The 20,321-nt window shown below is 41.1% G+C and carries 15 protein-coding genes; 12 read left to right on the top strand and 3 right to left on the bottom strand.

All coding sequences use genetic code 11. The features are described 5' to 3' along the window. Positions 1 to 3: 3 nt before the first annotated feature. The 11 genes from GQR89_RS11050 to rmf all read left to right on the top strand — a co-directional run bounded on the left by GQR89_RS11050 (position 4) and on the right by rmf (position 18,165). Positions 4 to 1,371, top strand: a complete 1,368-nt coding sequence (locus GQR89_RS11050) for a DUF1329 domain-containing protein (protein ID WP_158770103.1) — start codon at positions 4 to 6, stop codon at positions 1,369 to 1,371. A 60-nt stretch (positions 1,372 to 1,431) separates the two neighbouring features. Beyond that, positions 1,432 to 2,430, top strand: coding sequence for a YCF48-related protein (locus GQR89_RS11045; protein WP_158770102.1), 999 nt, complete (start codon positions 1,432 to 1,434; stop codon positions 2,428 to 2,430). 6 nt (positions 2,431 to 2,436) lie between these two features. After that, positions 2,437 to 4,752 carry an RND family transporter gene (locus GQR89_RS11040; protein WP_158770101.1) on the top strand — a complete coding sequence of 772 codons (2,316 nt, stop codon included), beginning with the start codon at positions 2,437 to 2,439 and terminating at the stop codon, positions 4,750 to 4,752. Positions 4,753 to 5,036: 284 nt separating this feature from the next. Beyond that, on the top strand, positions 5,037 to 9,875 hold the full coding sequence (locus GQR89_RS11035) for an NAD-glutamate dehydrogenase (protein WP_158770100.1): 4,839 nt from the start codon (positions 5,037 to 5,039) through the stop codon (positions 9,873 to 9,875). Between the two features lie 71 nt (positions 9,876 to 9,946). Then, entirely contained in the window at positions 9,947 to 10,954 is a 1,008-nt protein-coding gene (pyrD, locus tag GQR89_RS11030) for a quinone-dependent dihydroorotate dehydrogenase (protein WP_158770099.1), read from the top strand. 118 nt (positions 10,955 to 11,072) lie between these two features. Then, a complete protein-coding gene (locus GQR89_RS11025) occupies positions 11,073 to 11,609 on the top strand; it encodes a cell division protein ZapC domain-containing protein (protein ID WP_158770098.1) in 537 nt (178 codons plus the stop codon). Between the two features lie 142 nt (positions 11,610 to 11,751). Then, entirely contained in the window at positions 11,752 to 13,857 is a 2,106-nt protein-coding gene (rlmKL, locus tag GQR89_RS11020) for a bifunctional 23S rRNA (guanine(2069)-N(7))-methyltransferase RlmK/23S rRNA (guanine(2445)-N(2))-methyltransferase RlmL (RefSeq protein ID WP_158770097.1), read from the top strand. Then, positions 13,850 to 14,086 (top strand): glutaredoxin family protein, encoded by a 237-nt coding sequence (locus tag GQR89_RS11015; protein ID WP_158770096.1) that lies wholly within the window; start codon positions 13,850 to 13,852, stop codon positions 14,084 to 14,086. Before rlmKL ends, GQR89_RS11015 begins: the two co-directional genes overlap by 8 nt. After that, the gene (locus GQR89_RS11010; protein ID WP_158770095.1) at positions 14,083 to 15,993 is read left to right on the top strand and encodes an ABC transporter ATP-binding protein; all 1,911 of its coding nucleotides are present in this window, start codon (positions 14,083 to 14,085) and stop codon (positions 15,991 to 15,993) included. The genes GQR89_RS11015 and GQR89_RS11010 overlap by 4 nt, the downstream gene beginning before the upstream one ends. 30 nt (positions 15,994 to 16,023) lie before the next feature. Next, complete coding sequence (locus GQR89_RS11005) at positions 16,024 to 17,730, top strand: DUF3466 family protein (protein ID WP_158770094.1); 1,707 nt, start codon at positions 16,024 to 16,026, stop codon at positions 17,728 to 17,730. Positions 17,731 to 17,991: 261 nt separating this feature from the next. Then, positions 17,992 to 18,165 (top strand): ribosome modulation factor, encoded by a 174-nt coding sequence (gene rmf / locus GQR89_RS11000; protein WP_158770093.1) that lies wholly within the window; start codon positions 17,992 to 17,994, stop codon positions 18,163 to 18,165. Positions 18,166 to 18,228: 63 nt separating this feature from the next. Here the strand turns inward: rmf and fabA are convergent, their stop codons facing one another. Continuing rightward, on the bottom strand, positions 18,229 to 18,747 hold the full coding sequence (gene fabA / locus GQR89_RS10995; protein ID WP_158770092.1) for a bifunctional 3-hydroxydecanoyl-ACP dehydratase/trans-2-decenoyl-ACP isomerase: 519 nt from the start codon (positions 18,745 to 18,747) through the stop codon (positions 18,229 to 18,231). Positions 18,748 to 18,900: 153 nt separating this feature from the next. Between fabA and GQR89_RS10990 the strand changes: the two genes are divergently transcribed. Then, on the top strand, positions 18,901 to 19,152 hold the full coding sequence (locus GQR89_RS10990) for a hypothetical protein (RefSeq protein WP_370460942.1): 252 nt from the start codon (positions 18,901 to 18,903) through the stop codon (positions 19,150 to 19,152). A gap of 100 nt (positions 19,153 to 19,252) precedes the next feature. Here the strand turns inward: GQR89_RS10990 and GQR89_RS10985 are convergent, their stop codons facing one another. Both GQR89_RS10985 and GQR89_RS10980 read right to left on the bottom strand, forming a co-directional pair. Further along, a complete protein-coding gene (locus tag GQR89_RS10985) occupies positions 19,253 to 19,729 on the bottom strand; it encodes a YchJ family protein (protein ID WP_158770091.1) in 477 nt (158 codons plus the stop codon). Positions 19,730 to 19,903: 174 nt separating this feature from the next. Next, on the bottom strand, positions 19,904 to 20,287 hold the full coding sequence (locus GQR89_RS10980; RefSeq protein WP_158770090.1) for a hypothetical protein: 384 nt from the start codon (positions 20,285 to 20,287) through the stop codon (positions 19,904 to 19,906). Positions 20,288 to 20,321 lie beyond the last annotated feature (34 nt).

Below are 20,321 nucleotides of genomic sequence, written 5' to 3'. Positions count from 1 at the left end.
ATTATGATTAGAAAATTTGCTCTCATCGCGTCTGCAATGGCGTTAACATTTAATTCTGGCTTAATTCAAGCCAAGGTATCAGAAGCTGAAGCGGCTAAACTGGGCGCTGAACTTACGCCCGTTGGCGCAGTAAAAGCGGCTAATGCAGACGGAAGTATTCCTGCTTGGACTGGCGGTATTACTGAACTACCAGCAGGCTATACTGTTGGTGATCACCATCCTGATCCGTTTGCGGATGATAAAGTGTTGTTTACCATTACAGCTAAAAATTATCAGGAATATGCGGAATTTTTATCTGATGGTCAAAAAGAGTTATTTAAAGCTTATCCTGACACCTACAATATGCCGGTTTATCAAACTCGTCGCTCTGCGTCATTACCACAATTTGTGTACGATGAAACAGCTAAAAATGCGGTTATGGCTGAGCTAATCCAAGGCGGAAATGGTATTCAAAACGCAGCGATTGGTATTCCATTTCCTATTCCACAAAACGGGGTAGAAACTATTTGGAACCACATTTTACGTTATCGCGGTGAAAGTGTTAAACGCTACGCAGGTCAGGCTGGACCTACTGCATCTGGTGATTACAACGTCATAGGCTTTGAAGAAGAGTTGATGCAGAAGTATTCAGCTAAAGATGCCACACGTGAAAAGCTACTTGAAGAAAACATTATCTCTAAGTTCAAGCAAAGTGTTACCTCTCCAGCGCGTTTAGCAGGTACAGCGTTGTTGGTTCATGAAACAATGGACCAAATACGCGAACCTCGTCAAGCATGGACCTACAATACAGGTCAACGCAGAGTACGCCGGGCACCGAATGTAGCATATGATGCCCCCGGAACAGCGTCTGATGGTTTACGTACATCAGATGATTTTGACATGTTCAATGGTGCACCTGATCGTTATAACTGGGAATTGAAAGGTAAAAAAGAACTGTATGTTGCCTATAACAACTACCATTTACATAGCGACAAAGTGAAGTATGAAGATATTCTTCAGCCTGGTCATATAAATCCAGATTTAACCCGCTTTGAAAAACACCGTGTATGGGTAGTCGAAGCAACGCTTAAGCCTGAATTCCGTCATATCTATCAAAAACGTGTATTTTTCATTGATGAAGATAGCTGGCAAATTCAAGTTGCGGATATGTATGATAACCGCAATGAATTGTATCGAGTAGGTATATCACATGGTATTAATTACTATGAAGTGCCCACACAATGGTCAACGCTAGATGTTTATCATGACTTAAACTCTCGTCGTTACCTTGCGTTAGGTCTCGATAATGAAGAAAAGATGTACGAGTTTAATGCAGATTTAAATGATCGCGAATTTACCCCCGAGGCTATGCGCCGAGCCGGTAGACGCTAATCGAGTAAAAAAACGGTTGGCTATTGCCAACCGTTTTCATTTATATGGAACCCAATTACTATGAAATTATCCATTGCAAGTGCAGTGATTGCCGTTTTACTTGCACCTTTATCAACTGTTCAAGCCGCTCAGAGCAGCTTTCAAGCCCCATTAGTTGACCAGTCTTTATTACTTGATATTACCCAAAGTGGTGAACAACTTATTGCCGTAGGGGAGCGGGGCCATATTATTCGCTCTACTGACGGGCAAAAATGGCAACAAGTAGTGGTACCTTCAACGTCAACATTAACCGGTGTGTATTTTATAGGCCAACAAGGTTGGGCGGTGGGACACGACTTGGTTATCTTACATACTGAAAATAATGGTCTTGAGTGGGAAGTTCAAAATTTCGCACCAGAGCAAGAGCGGCCATTACTTGATGTAGTATTTTTCGATAAAAATGAAGGTATCGCTATTGGCGCTTATGGGGCTTTTCTTCGCACCCAAGACGGCGGTAAAACGTGGGACAGCGAATTGCACGCAGAGTTTGTAAACCAAGACGATCAAGATTATTTAAATGAACTTCGATTGGAAGATGAAGCATTTTATAAAGAAGAACTTGCTGCAATCTTACCACATTTGAACAGTGTATCCGTTTCAGGTAAGCACGTTTATTTAGCGGGCGAAGCGGGTCTACTGGCCGTGAGTTCTGATAAAGGTCATACATGGCAGCGCATGGACATTGATTATCGCGGCTCTTTTTTTAATATTGCTAAAGCCCAATCCGGTGATTTAATTGCTACTGGGCTTCGCGGTAATGTGTTCGTCTTTAATAATGACGAGCAAGATTGGAAAGCGCTTGATGCAGGCAGCAAGGCATCTATGAATGCCGTTGTTTCTGTTGACGAGAATCGCACCGTTTTACTGGGCAACAATGGCGCAGTGGTTACCCTTCAAGGTGAAGACGTTAACTACGAACAGCGAAGCGACGGGCAGACTCTTGTTAACGGAGTGTTCTACAACAATCAAATAATCGCAGTGTCGGTTGACGGCATTAAACATTTGCAGCAAGCACGGTAGCCGTTCATGAGTAATATAATTAAATTTTTAGAATCCTTGATTTTCAGAAACCGCATTGTTGTTTTGTTGGTATTTTTAGCGGCAACTGTTTTTTTAGGTTATCAGTCGTCACAACTTCGATTAGATGCAGGTTTCACCAAAAATATTCCTCTTAATCATGAGTACATGCAGAATTACATGAAGCATGTAAATGATTTTGGTGGGGCTAACAGTATATTGGTTTCTGTGTGTGATACCGACGGCGATATTTTCAATCAAAACTTTTTTGATACGTTAAAAGATGTTCATGATCAGTTGTTCTTCATTAATGGTATCGACCGTTCATTAGTTAAATCTTTATTTTCATCATCCACACGTTTTACCGAGATTGTAGAAGGCGGCTTTGCCGGCGGACCCGTTATTCCGGCTGATTTTAATTCTTCTGAGCAGCGTGGTTTAGACAAGGTCTCGTCTAATATTGAAAAGGCGGGTATTGTCGGCAGTTTAGTGTCTGATGATTATCAATGTGCCATGGTTACTGCGAAATTACTGGACTTGGATCCCGAGAGTGGCGAGAAACTTGATACGTTAGCTCTAGCTGATCAACTTGAAACTCAACTTCGCGGACAATTTGAAACCGATGATATTAGTATTCATATTATTGGCTTTGCAAAGATGATAGGTGATGTGGCCAATGGTGCTAAAGATGTATTGGTATTCTTTGCTATTGCGATCGCAATTACCGCTGTTTTAGTTTACTTCTTCTGCAAATCTTTGATGCTCACGGTATTACCGTTGTTATGTTCGATCATTGCGGTAATTTGGCAAATGGGCTTATTAACACTACTTGGCTTTGGTCTCGATCCGATGTCAATACTGGTGCCATTCTTAGTGTTTGCCATTGGTATTAGCCATGGTGTTCAGATGATCAATTCAGTCGGTAAAGAAGTTACCAAGGGCAGTACATCCTTTAATGCAGCCAAGTTAGCTTTCACCACTTTATTGATTCCTGGCGGCGTAGCCTTGCTGTCAGACACAATTGGATTTATGACATTATTGGTTATTGATATCGGTATCATTCGTGAACTTGCCATCACTGCGAGTATGGGTGTCGCCGTTATTATTTTAACCAATTTATTGTTATTACCTGTTCTTATGTCTTTTGTTAAGTTCAGTGATAAATACAAGAAAAAGTTTGCCGGTAAAGAGGATCGAGCCGATAGATTTTGGGATTGGATTGCAGCGTGCTCAAGCCCGAAAGTTGCAGTAGTTATTCTGGTCGTTACCGCCGTTCTGTTCGGATTCGGATGGATGCAAGCTCAAAAAATGAAAATCGGTGATTTACATGCTGGTGCTCCCGCGCTTCATGAGTCATCTCGTTACAACCAAGACACGTTTTTAATTACTGACAAGTATGAAATCAGTACGGATTATTTGTCTATTTTGGTTGAGGCGACCAAAGATGCGTGTACCTCTTACGACGTAATGAATGCAATTGATGAACTTCAATGGCGCATGAGTAACATCGAAGGTGTGCAATCTGCGGTAAGTTTAGCGTCGGTGGCAAAAATAATTAACGCGGGTTACAACGAAGGTAATGCTAAGTGGCGTGTTTTGCCCCGAAATCAGCAAACGTTAGTTCAAGATATTGCCCGGGTCGATACCTCTTCTGGTCTATTAAACGGTGACTGTTCTGTGATGCCTATCATCTTGTTTATGAAGGATCACAAGGCAGAGACGATTAATCGCGTGGTGGAAGCGGTAAAAGAGTATCGGGTAGATTTTGAAACACCTGAGCTACAGTTCAAACTTGCGTCAGGGCCTATTGGCGTTATGGCGGCTCAAAATGAGGCCGTTGATGAGTCGCAAAATCCAATGATGTTATACGTGTTTGGGGCGGTGATTTTATTATGCCTTATAAGCTTCAAGTCATTGCGCGCTACATTGGCAGTGGTTATTCCTTTATATGTAGTATCAGTATTAGCACAAGCGCTAATGACGTATCTACAAATTGGCTTAACCGTTTCGACGTTACCGGTTATTGCACTCGGTGTCGGGATTGGTGTGGATTACGGTATTTATATTTTATCGACCATGAATCATAAACTTAAAGCCGGTATGCCTGTACGCCAAGCCTATTTCGAAGCACTTAAAGAGCGAGGTAGTGCGGTGTTGTTTACCGGAGCTACGCTAGCGGTCGGTGTCAGTACTTGGGTGTTTTCATCGCTTAAGTTCCAGATGGACATGGGGATTTTGCTAACCTTTATGTTTATCGTGAACATGATGGGCGCCATTATCGTACTGCCTGCTTTAGCGAGTGTTTTCTGGCGCAAGCAAAAATAATTTCGCATAATTATTTAGTATTTTGCATAAAAAAGGCCGTATGGCCTTTTTTTATGAGCGAAATTCAGATAACTATTTCAATTGTAAATTTTGCGTGAATTTAAGGCTTTTAATGGTCGCCAATTTTAGCGAGAATAGTCACATATAGATGAAAAACTGTATATATGTCAGTCTATTGTCTAGTCTCATACAATATCGTCGACGGTACTGACATTGTAACAAATTGTTAATGCGTCGATTCAATACCACTGTTACTTCCACAAAAGTAAGGAATAGGTAAACACATGACGGTTGCAACACACCAGCATTCAGTTTTGTTAGAAAACGTAGTCAAACTTATTGAAAAAAAGGTAGATAAGTCACAAGTTGACTTAGTCAAAAACTTTTCTCATATTTTGTTCAATAATATTTCCACAGATGATCTCGATAATCGCAGTGATAGCGATTTATACGGAGCGACGCTCAGCCTGTGGAATAAGTTTTTAAACTTCGATGCCAGTAAGCCAATTATCCGTGTATTTAATCCTGAGGTAGGTAAACATGGTTGGCAATCAACTCATACCATAATAGAAATTTTAGTACAGGATATGCCGTTTTTGGTCGACTCTGTGCGCATGGCGTTAAACCGGGTTGGCGTAACCGCTCATTTATTATTGCACAGCCCAATCGCGATTCAGCGTGATGAAAACCATAAATTTACCGGGTTTATCAATGGCGATAAAAAAGTTAAAAATGCCAATAAGGAAACTATTTTCTTAATTGAGGTTGACCGTCAAACGACTAAGAAAGCTTTAGACAGCTTGGCTAACGAATTGATGTCTGTTGTTAATGAGGTTTCATTGGCTGTACAAGACTGGAACGCAATGAGCGATAAACTCGATGTGATTATTAAAGCGTTTCCAAATAACCCATCGCCAGCCACGGTAGAACAAAAAACACAAACTATTAAGTTTTTGTCTTGGTTAAACGACCATAATTTCACCATTATGGGTTATCGCTCATATAGTGCTAAAGCCGTTGAAGGTGATTATCGTTGGTTAGCGGACAACGAATCGAGTCTGGGATTAATGAAAAACTCTGTGAGCGAGCGCGAACGGGTATTGTCAAATATTCCTGGGTCTGCTCGTGAAGAAGCATTGAGTAATCATCCACTTTTACTCACTAAAACCAATAGTCGTTCACGTGTGCATCGTCCTGCTTACCTTGATTACGTTGGTATCAAACGTTTTGATGAAAAGGGCAATGTGATTGGCGAAGACCGTTTTATTGGACTGTATTCTGCTTCTTTTTATAATAGCAGTGCGACACAAGTGCCGGTCTTGCAAAATAAAATTGATAATATTTGTCAAAAATCAGGTTTCGATAAAGATTCACATGGACACAAAGCGTTCTTGAATATTATTGAAACCTATCCCCGTGATGAATTGTTGCAAGGTAGCGAAGATGAGCTCGCACAAATTGCGTTAGGTATTTTTCAAATGCAAGAGCGCGGAATTTCACGTTTATTTGTGCGCAAAGACGTATTTGGACGTTTTGTTTCATGTATGGTTTATGTTCCTCGGGAGCGTTACAACACTCAATTGCGTAAAGATACGCAGGTGCTGCTACAAAAATCGTTTGATAGCCAAGAAGACGTAGAGTTTACGACTTACTTTTCAGAATCTGTATATGCTAGAACGCAATACATTGTCAGAGTGAAAGACAACAATTCGGAATATAACGTGAAGGAAATTGAAAAGAATATCATCGAGCTGACTAAGAGTTGGAACGATAAATTAACGGCTACCATTCGTACGACTTATGGTGAAGCGGCCGGAAAAGTCATCGAGAAAAAATATGAAGATGCATTTCCTCCGAGTTACAAAGAGCAGAATTTGCCCAGCGCCGCATTGGTCGATTTAGAAAAAATTGAATTACTAAGTGCAGAGCATACTTTAGATATGTTGTTCTACCGACCACAAGAAGAAGCTCTCGACAGTGAAGTCGTTAAGTTAAAGCTATTTCATAAAAATGAGCCTATTCATTTATCTGCCGTGTTGCCCATGTTAGAAAACTTTGGTCTTAGAGTGATCGAAGAAAGTCCGTATCGTGTTAAATCCAGTGATGGTCAGATGAATTGGATCATGGAATTTACCATGTTACACAGCACCAGTAATCGTATGGATTTGGTACGTGCTCAAGCACTTTTCCAAGATGCATTTGCGAAAGTTTGGTCAAATGATTTAGAAGACGACGCTTTTAACCGTTTAGTGCTAGGTGCGGGATTACCCGGCCGAACCGTGACTATTTTACGTGCCTATGCAAAATATATGCGTCAGATCGGAAGCTCGTTCAGTAAAGATTATATTGCCAACACACTTGCCCATTATCCTGACATAGCAAAGATTTTGGCCTCGTTGTTTAATCAACGTTACAATCCAAAAGTGCGCCGTTCGAATAAGCGCGAAGAGACACTGTTAAACGAAGTGAAAAAGCATTTGGATAACGTCTCAAACTTAGATGATGACCGTATCATTAGGCGCTATTTAGATCTTATTCTTGCTACCACTCGGACCAATTTCTATCAAAGCGATGCTCAGGGTAACGAAAAGTCTTATGCCTCATTTAAAATGTTATCTGAGCTTATTCCTGACATGCCTTTGCCGCGTCCCAAATTTGAAATATTTGTTTATTCCCCGCGCGTTGAAGGTGTTCACTTACGTGGTGGCAAAGTGGCGCGAGGTGGATTGCGTTGGTCTGACCGTCAAGAAGATTTCCGTACTGAAATTTTAGGCTTAGTTAAAGCGCAGCAAGTTAAGAATACGGTTATTGTGCCTGTGGGTGCAAAAGGGGGGTTTGTTTGTAAAAACTTGCCTGTTAATCAAGGGCGTGAAGCATTCCAAAAAGAAGGCCAAGCGTGTTATAAAATTTTCATCCGTAGTTTACTTGATATCACCGATAACATCGTCGATGGGGAAATCGTCTATCCTCGAGATGTCGTGCGTCTTGATGAAGATGATCCTTATTTGGTTGTTGCCGCTGATAAAGGAACGGCTACGTTCTCAGATATTGCCAATGGTATATCAGAGGAATTTAATTTCTGGTTGGGTGATGCATTTGCCTCTGGTGGCAGTATTGGTTACGACCATAAGAAAATGGGCATTACCGCACGTGGTGGTTGGGAGTCAGTTAAACGTCATTTCCGGGAGATGGACGTTGATTGTCAAACGACCGATTTCACCTGTGTTGCAATTGGAGATATGGCGGGTGATGTATTTGGCAACGGAATGTTGTTATCGAATCATACCAAGTTGATTTGTGCTTTTAATCATCTACATATTTTCTTTGACCCTACACCAGACGTGAAAGCCAGCTATGCAGAACGTAAACGCTTATTTGAAAACCCTTCGTTAGGTTGGAATGATTATGACAAATCTTTAATTTCGTCCGGTGGTGATGTTTTTAGCCGTGCCTCGAAGTCAATTAAGTTAACCCCTGAAATGAAAAAATGGTTGGGCACTAAACAGCTCACCATGACACCGAATGAACTTATCCATAATATTTTGCAAATGGAAGTCGATTTAATTTGGAACGGCGGCATTGGAACATATGTTAAAAGTGCTAAAGAAAGTCATTCACAAGTAGGTGATCGTGCAAATGACGATACGCGTGTTAATGGTGCTCAAGTAAAAGCCAAAATTATTGGTGAGGGCGGTAATCTAGGACTCACACAATTAGGTCGAATTGAATTTGCTCGCAATGGTGGAAGAGTGAATACCGACTTTATCGATAACGTTGGCGGAGTGGATTGTTCTGATAACGAAGTTAATATTAAAATTTTACTCAATGCCTTGGTTAATGCTGGAGACTTAACTCTCAAACAACGAAATAATCTATTGCACGAGATGACAGACGATGTGGGTGACTTGGTGATCCAAGATTGTTATCGCCAAACAGAATCTATTTCTATTACGCAATTGAGTGGCGGCAGTCAGTTAAAAGAGCAGCTACGTTTTATCCATAATTTGGAAAAAGAAGGAAATTTAAATCGTGAAATTGAATTTATACCCACTGACGATGAGATTTCTGACCGTTTAGCAGCATCGCAAGGGCTTACTCGTCCTGAATTATCTGTGCTTATTGCCTACGGCAAAATGATGTTAAAAGAAAGATTCAATACCCCGGAAATTACTGACAATCCATATCATCGTAAATTATTAATCAGCGCATTCCCAGCTGTATTGCAAAAGCGTTACGCCGAGCAAATGGAACAGCATCCACTTCGTAGCGAGATTATTGCCACTAAGTTGACTAATAATTTAATTAATGACATGGGAATGAATTTTGTTTTTCGCATGCAAGAAGAAACCGGTGCCAACATTGATGAGATAGCCAATGCGTATTGCGTGGTTAAAGGTATATTCTCAATGGAATCGCTATGGACCGAAGTACAAGACTTAGACAATAAAGTGAGTGCACAAACGCAGCTTTCAATGCTTGAAAGTATGCGTCGCACGCTGCGTCGTGCTTCGCGTTGGTATTTGCGTCACGGCGTTAAATCTATGGGCATTCAAGAAGCAATCGACAATTACACGTCTACTTTTGCTGATTTGTTTAAAAACCTTAAAGACTACTTAGTAGAAGATGAGTACCAAGAACTTGAAGCGAATTGCGCACGCTTGACCAATGCAGGTGTGCCGGATGATATTGCTTATAAAGTTTCTAGCCTAAGTAATTTGTTCCCATGTTTAGATTTGGCACAAATCGCCAAAGCGGAAGGACGCAGTATTAAGCTGGTTGCGAGTTTATATTTCAAACTTGGCTCACGTCTTGAACTTCATTGGTTTTTGGAACAAATAAATAAACAGACAGTTTCTAATCATTGGCAAGCATTAGCACGTGCGTCATATCGAGAAGAACTCGATTGGCAACAACGTGCTTTGGCGACAGTATTACTCACTGGCGCGCCTAAAAATAATGATGCAGAAATGATACTTGGCACATGGATGGAACATAATCAGGCTCTATTAGAGCGTTGGTATAGTATGATGTCGGAATTCAAAACCAGTAGTACTCATGAATTTGCGAAGTTTTCAGTCGCATTACGTGAATTAATGTTGCTTAGCATAAACGCTAACGCGTAATATTAAACGTACGGTCTTTAACGCCCTGGTTTCGCACTGGGGCTTTTTTTTGTCTGAGGAAAACGAACACCATGTATGCCATTTTACAGAAATTTTTATTTACCCAAGATGCCGAGTGGAGTCATGACTTTACGATTACGTGGCTTAAGCGCACGCAGCATACTTTTTTAAACATGGCCTACAAACAGCGCATCGCAGACAAACCAGTGGAGTGCTTTGGTTTACACTTTAAGAATCCTGTTGGTTTAGCTGCTGGATTAGACAAAAACGCAGAATGTATTGATGCTTTCGCGGCGATGGGATTTGGATTTATAGAAGTCGGTACGGTTACCCCCAAACCGCAAGCGGGTAATGACAAACCTCGAATGTTTAGATTACCAAAAGGGCAGGCGATTATTAATCGTATGGGATTTAACAATAAAGGGGTTGATTACCTTGTAGAACAAGTTCAAAAGGCCCGTTACACAGGGGTGCTTGGGATCAATATTGGTAAAAACAAAACGACACCTGAGGACGAAGCACTAAACGATTATTTGATCTGTTTGCGCAAGGTTTATCAGCATGCTAGTTACGTAACAGTAAATATATCGTCACCTAATACGCCAGGGCTTAGAAACTTACAATATGGTGATGCACTCACACAATTATTAGGCGGCTTAAAAGCAGAGCAAATTAAGCTTAAGGCTCAACATAACAAGCATGTTCCTATCCTTATCAAGATCGCGCCCGATCTGCAGGATTCTGAATTGAGCTCAATGGTTGATTCTTTTTTGAGCGTCGGGATCGATGGAGTGATCGCAACGAACACGACACTTGATCGTGAAGCAGTTAAAGGCCAGCAATATGCTGAGGAGGCTGGCGGTCTGAGTGGGTCAGTACTCACTGACAAAAGTCAGCGGATCGTGACATCGTTATGTCGTCAGCTAGCGGGGCAGGCGCCTGTCATTGGTGTGGGTGGGATTGATTCGGTGTCTGCTGCGAAGGCTCGGATCGATGCCGGATCACCTTTGATTCAAGTGTATTCGGCGCTGATCTACCAAGGTCCAAAATTAATAAAAGAGATCGTAGATTCGTTATAATGATCGATGGCTGATCGGCTTCTTTTATCACCTTTAAGTATGACGAAAAGTGCATGATTCCAACGTAAACTATGCTAGCTTTTATTTAAGGATTAAATTCTAACTAGGCTAAGGAATCATGCTACTTCCTAATACAAATTGGTTTTGGTATACGCACGATAATGAACTGCGTCTCGACTTAGGTCACACATTGACCTTTGTGGTGCCTTTTGCGTTAAAGAATTTAGTTAATTTACCTACAGATAAACAGTTATTTAGTCTTGAAGATACCGAGCACTATGTGGCGTTAGCTGAAAGCTTAGATAACAGTGGGTTAGTCTTGACTGAAGGGCAGTTGGTGCAAGTTTTATTAAATGCCACCGCTGCGCTTAAATTTCATAAACCTGTTTGCATGAAGAGTTGGTTGTACAAGGCGCAGTCGACTAGTGGTGTGCATTGTCAATTGGCGATGTTAGAGGCTGCCGATAATGATAATGGCGAATTAGGCCAAGTCATCGTGATAGAACAACAAGGCACAACGGCAACGTGCATGCTTATTTCTGACCAATTTGTCGTAAGCAATAGCAAAACATTGTCGCAGTTTGAAATAATCAAAGTTATGAACGATCGGCTTATTCCATACCTTGCTGATATTCCTATGTATAAACGCGCTTAGCTGTCAACGTTCCTCAATATCACCTCTGTACTTTACTCATTTATAATTCTTCGAATTAACGATCTGATTTTTATGCATTTAGCCATGCGATTACTCCTTTATTACCGTATAATCGCGCCCGAAGAAATAACTGGATCGGTATATGTTTGAATTTTTAGTCACCACGTCTAAGGGGCTCGACGAGCTTCTTGCCAAAGAAATATCTGCGCTGTGTCCGCAATTGTCAGTAAAAACCAAGCCTGGTCAGGTGCTGTTTAGCGGTGAAATTGAGCACGCATACAAAATTTGCTTATGGTCCCGGTTGGCCAATCGGGTATTGCTTAAGGTTGCAGAAGGCCACGTGGATGTCGCTGATGACGTATATCAAATCACCAGTAGCGTAAATTGGACATCGCATTTCAGTGTTGATAGTACATTTGTTGTCGACTTTGTTGGCGCCAATCATTGTATTAATAATACGCAATTTGGCGCATTGAAAATTAAAGATGCTGTTGTAGACCAATTTAATGAATTGTTTGAATCACGACCTTCGGTGAGTAAGATTGATCCCGATATTCGCTTGCAAGGAAGAATGTGGAGTGACAAGTTAACGGTGTATCTTGATTTGTCAGGGCATAGTTTACATCAACGTCATTACCGTGTGAAAACGGGCTTAGCCCCTGTTAAAGAGCATATCGCTTGCGCTATGTTGGTACGAAGCGGTTGGACGCAAGATAAAGCCTTACCCTTACTTGATCCTATGTGTGGTGCGGGCACCATTGCTATTGAAGCGGCGCTTATGGCTGCCAATATTGCACCAGCACTCAAGCGTAAAGATTGGGGCTTCACGCGTTGGCTTCAACATGATGCCACTTTATGGGAATCGCTGGTAACGGATGCAGAATCAAAAATTGTTGAGTCAACTAGTGTGATCTGCGCAAGTGACATTGACCATGGTGTTGTCGCCATTGCTAAAGAGAATGCCGATGCTGCTGGCGTATTTTCAGCTATAGAATTTAATACCATAGACGCTTGCAAAGTTACGCCTCCTAAAGGGCAGGCACTGGGTTATATTGTTAGTAATCCGCCTTATGGTGAAAGACTGAGTGAAATCACCGCGTTGCTTCCATTATTTCAAGCGTGGGGAGTGAATCTTAAAGAACATTTCAAAGGTTGGAATTTGTCATTATTGACGTCAAATCGTGACTTGCTGCGCAGTATGAAAATGTTTGCCAACAAAGAATATAAGTTGATGAACGGCAAGTTAGAATGTCAGCTAGTTAACTTCGCATTAGATGAAAAAAACTGTGTTACCAGAGAAGTCTCACTGAGTAATAATGACTTTGCTAATCGTTTGACCAAAAATCTGAAACGTCTCAGTAAATGGCTTAAAACTGAAAATACAAATTGTTACCGTATTTACGATGCGGATTTGCCAGAATACAACGTGGCAATTGACCGCTATGGTGACTGGCTTGTTGTACAAGAATATGCAGCTCCGAAAGATGTGCCGACAGCGAAAGCTAAGCGACGTTTGCATGAAGTGATTGTGGCTTTGCCTGACTGCGTTGATGTACCCTCAGAACAGATAATCATGAAGGTCAGGGCGCAGCAAAAAGGGAAAAGCCAGTACGAAAAGGTGTCTCAGACTCAGAAGACCGTTGAAGTATATGAGAACGGTGCCAAGTTCAAGCTTAATTTGACTGATTATTTGGATACTGGGTTATTTCTTGACCACCGCATAACACGTCAACTAGTGCAGCAACGAGTCAAAGATAAAGACGTATTAAATCTATTTGCCTATACCGGCAGTGTTTCGGTACATGCGGCTATAGGTAAGGCTAAATCAGTGACTACCGTCGATATGTCGAATACCTATGTGGATTGGGCAAAAGAGAATTTTGCACTAAATAATTTAAAGGGACCCTATGAATTTATTCAAGCGGATTGCTTGACTTGGTTAGATAGGCATAACAAGCAGTACGATTTTATTTTTATCGATCCACCGTCGTTTTCTAACTCAAAACGTATGGATACCACATGGGACGTTCAGCGCGACCATTTAGCATTACTCAGTAATGCCGTAAGATGTTTACGCCCAGGTGGGGAAATCATGTTTTCCAATAATTTACGCCAGTTTAAATTGGATGAAGAAGGCGTCGGCAAGTTAGGGTTGAGTATTGAAAATTTTACCCAGAAAACCTTACCTGAAGATTTTAAGCGTAATCCAAAGATACATGGATGTTGGGTGTTTACCTTAAATGTCTAATTTAGCCATTTTGTTTTATTCAGGCAAAGATTGCTGCTTGTGTGATGATGCAGAAGTTATTTTAAATTACGCGGCACCAGACGCATCTTATAACAAGGTTGATGTTAGAGCGTCTACAGAGTTATATCATTTATACGGTGCACGTATCCCAGTACTGAAAAGGCTAGACACAGAGCTAGAGCTTGAGTGGCCTTTCAATGAACAACAATTAAGAGAGTTTTTGTCTTGAGTTTATTACAACTTAAAAATGCCAGTATTATTTTCGGTCACCCACCTTTATTAAGTGGTGTTGAATTAGTGATCCACCCAGGTGAACGTGTGTGTCTTGTTGGCCGAAACGGTTGCGGCAAGTCCACATTATTAAAAATTATTGCTGGAGAATTGAAACTAGACGATGGCCAGAGATTAGTCGGAAATCAAGTTAAAATTTCACGGTTACCGCAGGATCCACCGCAAAGTGTAGATTGCAGTTTGTTTGATTATGTTGCCGAAGGTATGGCTGAGGTAGGAGAGATCCTCAAAGCCTATTTCCATCAGACTCATGTTATCGCTACCGATTACAGCGAAGCACAGATGGACAAGCTCGAAAAGTTGCAGCAACAACTTGATCACCATAATGCCTGGCAGTTTGAACAGAAAATAATGCAGGTTTTAACTCAGCTTAAACTTGACCCTGATCAACAGTTGTCTTCGCTTTCAGGTGGATGGCGTCGTAAAGCCGCTCTTGCAAGAGCACTGGCTAATCAGCCTGATATTTTATTATTGGATGAGCCTACTAACCACCTAGATATTAGTATGATCAAATGGTTGGAGAATACCGTTCTTGATTATCAAGGCGCAGTGGTTTTTGTCAGCCATGATAGGGCGTTTATCCGAAACGTTGCCACGCGTATCGTTGATTTAGATCGTGGACAACTGGTTAGTTACCCTGGTAATTATCAGGAGTATTTGGACAAAAAGGCCCATGACTTAGAAGTTGAAGAAACGCAAAACGCGTTGTTCGACAAAAAATTGAGCCAGGAAGAAACGTGGATCAGGCAAGGTGTTAAGGCTCGTCGTACACGTAACGAGGGCCGCGTTCGCGCATTAAAAGCCCTGCGTAATGAGCGTAGTGAGCGCCGTGATGTAACAGGTCGTGCGGTAGTCACACTCGGTCAAGGACAAAACTCAGGTAAGATTATTTTTGAAGCCGAGAGCCTTAGTTATGAAATCGATGATAAAAATATTGTCGACCATTTAGACTTCACTATTTTCCGTGGCGATAAAATCGCATTTATCGGGCCTAATGGTTGTGGTAAGAGCACGCTGATAAAACTACTGCTAGAACAGCTAGAGCCTACGTCAGGCTCGGTGCGTTGCGGAACCAAAATAGAATTAGCCTATTTCGATCAGCATCGCTCGCAACTTGATGTGTCGCTCAAAGTGATAGACGCCATCGCTGATGGTAAGCGTGAGGTGGAGATAAACGGCAGTAGTAAGCACGTTATCAGCTACTTACAGGACTATTTGTTTACGCCTGAGCGGGTGAACGTGCCTGTTAGTTCATTATCTGGTGGCGAAAAGAACCGTTTGTTATTAGCAAAATTAATGCTTAAGCCAAACAACTTACTTATTCTCGATGAGCCAACTAATGATCTCGATGTTGAAACCCTAGAGTTACTAGAAGATATACTCGGGAATTATAAAGGTACGCTTATCTTGGTGAGCCATGATAGAGAATTTGTCGACAACGTTGTGACCTCAAGTTTGTTTTTTGAAGGCCAAGGTAAAATTAAAGAGTTTGTTGGTGGTTATGCCGATATTTATCAATGGTATGCTGCAAACGCGGTATCAAAACAAGCAATTAAAAGCAAAAGTGAAACTTCTAAACAAAGTGATAGTCCTAAGACCAAGCCTCAAAGTAAGCCGAGTAAAAAATTATCATATAAGCAGCAACTTGAGCTCGAAAAGCTGCCTATTTCTATCGATAAGTTAGAAAAAACAATAGCCGAATTACAATCGCAAATAAGCGATGGGGATTTTTTCAAGAAAGATAATGACGCTACATCCAAGACACTAGCCCAACTTGCTGATGCTGAAAGTAGCTTGAGTGAGGCTTATGCGCGTTGGGATGAGCTCGAAGCTTTAACTGAATAAAACAACACATAAAAGAAATCAGGATTTTAAATGAATAAAACTAGATTGGCAGCATTCGCATTTTCTGCATTGACGATATCCTTGGCTAATGCCGCGCAATACAATGTGGTTGAGCTCGAAGCAAACAACATAGGTGTAAATACCTTCCCAAGTGATATCAACGCCAGTGGGCAAATCGCTGTTAATGTTTCAATACCTTATAATCCACCCATCGATGCATCGTTGCTAAATTTCGAGTCGCAAACACTTATCGATGGCTTGACTGATATTGAAGCGGCCAAAATAGGCAACTATAACGACGCAGATTATACGTTTTTATATGCATTACTGACGTCTGACGCTAACAATGAAGCATTAACCCTCCAACAAATTGCTGACCGTCACGCGTACATCGAAACAAACAATAATAGCGTATTTATTCCCGGCTTTGATGTACTTGATGAAAACACAAACGAATATACCTTCAGTAACGATACACTTGTGCGAGGAATGAATGACTCGGGTTCTACGGTGGGTAGCAGCTTCGACGTATTTTACACCATTGATTACACCCTAGAAGCAGGCACTGATATTACCTATGTGGTGAATGATTTTTACAGCCGTGCATTTGCCACAGTGAATAATACAACCATTGAATTGCCACCCATTGATGATACGGCAGGGGGCCTAAGTGTTGCCTATGACGTAAATAACAGTAATCAGGTTGTTGGCTATAGCACTACTACACTTTTAGACGCATCGACACTGCAGACTTCAGTTGATAATTGTAATGATGATGATATTCGTGGAGACGAGCCAGCAGAAGTCTGCCTGCGTCGAATTAATTTAGTTTCTTCATCTACTACAGGTGAAAAATCGTTGAAGTTTAACTTTCAGCGCCGAGGCACTATCTGGCAATTGGATAATCAAGGTCAAATCATCAGTACGAAAGAGCTGGGCTTGGCATATACCCCTGAAGAAGACGACACTAATGGCTATGAAAGCAAGGCTTTAGCTATCAATGATAATGGTGTGGCTGTAGGTGATTCGTCTGGCCAATATCGCGATACTAACTTTATTCGTACATTTGCCGCCATTTTTGAAGGCGATACAGTCACTGAGATTACGGACGATCAAACGTATACATCAAGTACCGCAACGGATATTAATAATAGTGGTTTAGTGGTTGGTTCAGCAGTTAGGCAAGTTAATGGAATTTCGCGTAGCAAGTTTTTTGTGCACGACATTAATACTGATGAAACCGTTTTCCCTGAAGACTTTTTCTTAGGCTCATCAAGCTTTGCCAATGCCATCAACAACAGTGGCATAGTGGTAGGTAAAGGCGAGATAGAAGCAGGTGTATCGGCCAGAAGAAGCCATGCCTTTCGGTTTGATACTAATGCATCTGAATTCATTAATATGAATGACTTAATTCAATGTAATTCGGCTTATACGTTAGTGAACGCCACAAGCATCAATGATGATGGTGTGGTTGCGGCTTCAGCTTTAGTACGTATACCGTCTAAAAACATTTTCGGTGATGTGGTGTTAGACAGTAACGGTGATGAAGTGATAGTTGATAGAATTATCAGTGTTCGTTTAGAGCCCATCCCAGGAGGCTCTATCGAGGACTGTGATGTGACGGAACCTGGTGACGATGAAAGCGACAATGACTCTGATCGTCAAGGAGCTGGGTTTGGTCTTATATCACTGCTTGGCTTAATGGTGGTAGCAATACGTAGACGCATAAAGTTGTAGTAAAAACGTCTTACTCCTGAAGCCCGCATTTAGCGGGCTTTTTTGTGGATATCGTTTTTTTTATTACTAAATATAATAAATAATCTATCTAATATTCGAATTGAGTTTATTGAATTTACATTAATTAAATCAATGTCTTGTCGCTATTTCCTGAATATATTAGCCAAACGCTATTGAACCAAAATGCCTGATCTATTATCTCTATATACGTGCTTACTTTAAGCACGGTTATTGCTACGTAAAAATAGGAAACTCGATGAAATGAAGAGACAAAAGAGAGATAAACTTTCCAGAGCGCATTCAAAGGGATACCACGCTGGCATTTCCGGTCGATCTAAAGAAAACTGTCCATTCCAAGCCTCAACGGCTCGTTCAGAATGGTTAGGGGGGTGGCGAGAAGCCATGGGGGACCGAAGCTTCGGCCTTAAATTCTAGTTAAATATAGCCCCTTACGGGGCTTTGTTTTTTACAGCAAAAATTTGCAGTAATCGCCTCTGCTTAGAAAGTACTGGTATCTTGAAACAAGCCCACTTTAAGATTTTTAGCTTGATAGATTACGCGGCCATCAACAGACACTTCACCGTCACCAATTCCCATATACAATTTACGCTTAATGACACGTTTCATATCGATGCGGTAAGTGACTTTTTTAGCTGAAGGAAGTATTTGACCTGAGAATTTAACTTCACCCACACCCAGAGCACGTCCTTTTCCTGGACCACCACACCAACCTAAAAAGAATCCAACTAACTGCCACATTGCATCCAAGCCTAAGCATCCTGGCATCACTGGATCACCAGGAAAATGACAATCGAAAAACCATAAGTCTGGTGAAATATCTAATTCGGCAATGATGACGCCTTTTCCATGTTCTCCTTCTTCCTCAGAGATATTAATAATACGATCCATCATTAACATATTTGGCGCAGGTAGCTGACTGTTACCAGGACCAAATAACTCACCTCGACTGCAGGCTAATAATTCTTCTTTTGTAAAACTGCCTTGATTCATTGTCATAGTATTCCGAGTCTAATATTTTTAAAGGACGTAATTTAGCGAACACTTGTAAGCTAAACAACTCTGAGCAGTTAATTATTTTACATCTATGCCATAGTAATGGATGATATCAGCGAATTTATCATCTTTTTAACCGTAAATAATGACATTGTAATGAAAAATCCCAAAATGGTTGCCAATGCTCAGAAGCAACGCAGATTTAGAGAGCGACAAAAAGAACTAGGAAAACAACAGGTTCGTGGTTATGTAACCCCTCAAGGTATGGAGAGCTACAAAGAACTATCTGCGAAAACCGGTTGGTCCGATAGTGAATTATTATCTAATGCGTTACGCATAACCTATGCAGCCTATAAGTGTGGGCAAATAAAGCTATTAAACGAGTGGCTTAAAGATAACGATAAATAAACATAAGCAAATAATAGAAAATAGCGCTTAGGTGGCCAGAACTTATCTAGCTTTACGACAAACTTTGTTTGCTTACTTGTGAATAGTAACCAACTAACGTTTACAGACAGCACTTTTTGAATTTTTTTCCGCTGCCGCATAAACAGCTATCATTGCGTTGAGGTTTGTACACTCCACCGTCTTTAAATAATACCCCTGAGTCATAGCGCCATTGACCCTCTTCACGACAAAACTTAGAACGTTCGTGCATCTTGTAAATCACATTGTCTTGCCGGTAATAGGCAACAAATTCAACTTCACCTATATGAGCACTATTGTCTGTAATGGTGTCTAGCACTTCTAAGCGAAGCCAATGGGTATCGTCACTGCCTTGAGATAATACTTGCAAGGTTAAATTCTGGCGCTGGGTGAGTGTGTAGGTGTCTAAAACGTATTGGAAGTGCTTGGTGGCATATGCACTAAAGCGCGAGCGCATAAGTTGTTCAGGTGTCTCAGGACGTCTGATACTGTGTATATAAGGTTTACAACACAGTTCAAAGCTGTGGCCGCTATTACAAAAGCAAAGAGGATCATTCATCTAGTCTACCTAACAGCAAAAAATATCGCCGTTTCCACCATATCGTTACAATATTAATAAACGAATTATACACATTTGACAGCGAAGATAAGGCTATTGTGTCCAGGTTAAGCTGAGCCTAATCGTTTATTTTTATCTATTAAGGCATGCACCAAAATCACCCGATACAAATACTCAGTTATTTAGCCAAGGGCCTTTTATCACGCTAGCTTGATTTTGTGTCATTAAATTAACCACATTAACGTTGTGCATAGCACAAAGCTGAGTAAGGCGTATTTGGTTCATTTCGTCTAACTCTAATTGTTCAACGTATATATTGGCACATTGATCAGCGGTAATAAGTTTCTCTAACCAAATAATCATTTGCGCCTGCGTGGGCTTTTTTAGCTTAATGCAGCGCGTGTTAGGGCGAGTAAATGCAATATTATCTGCAATAAGATAAGACCATTTAGCTTTATTTTCACCGCTGTGAATTGTTTGTAAGCGCTTTTGGTTAAAAACCGAAACACTATCGAAGTGGCTAATTTTAGGGTTTGATATTGCGTGTACGCTGGCCATTTGCTTATACCTGTTTGTTTATACAGTGATTGCA

It is taken from the genome of Paraglaciecola sp. L1A13 (assembly GCF_009796745.1).
Classification (GTDB): domain Bacteria; phylum Pseudomonadota; class Gammaproteobacteria; order Enterobacterales; family Alteromonadaceae; genus Paraglaciecola.
Note: the sequence above shows the minus strand (reverse complement) of the source record. Positions and strands in the feature narration are given on the sequence as shown.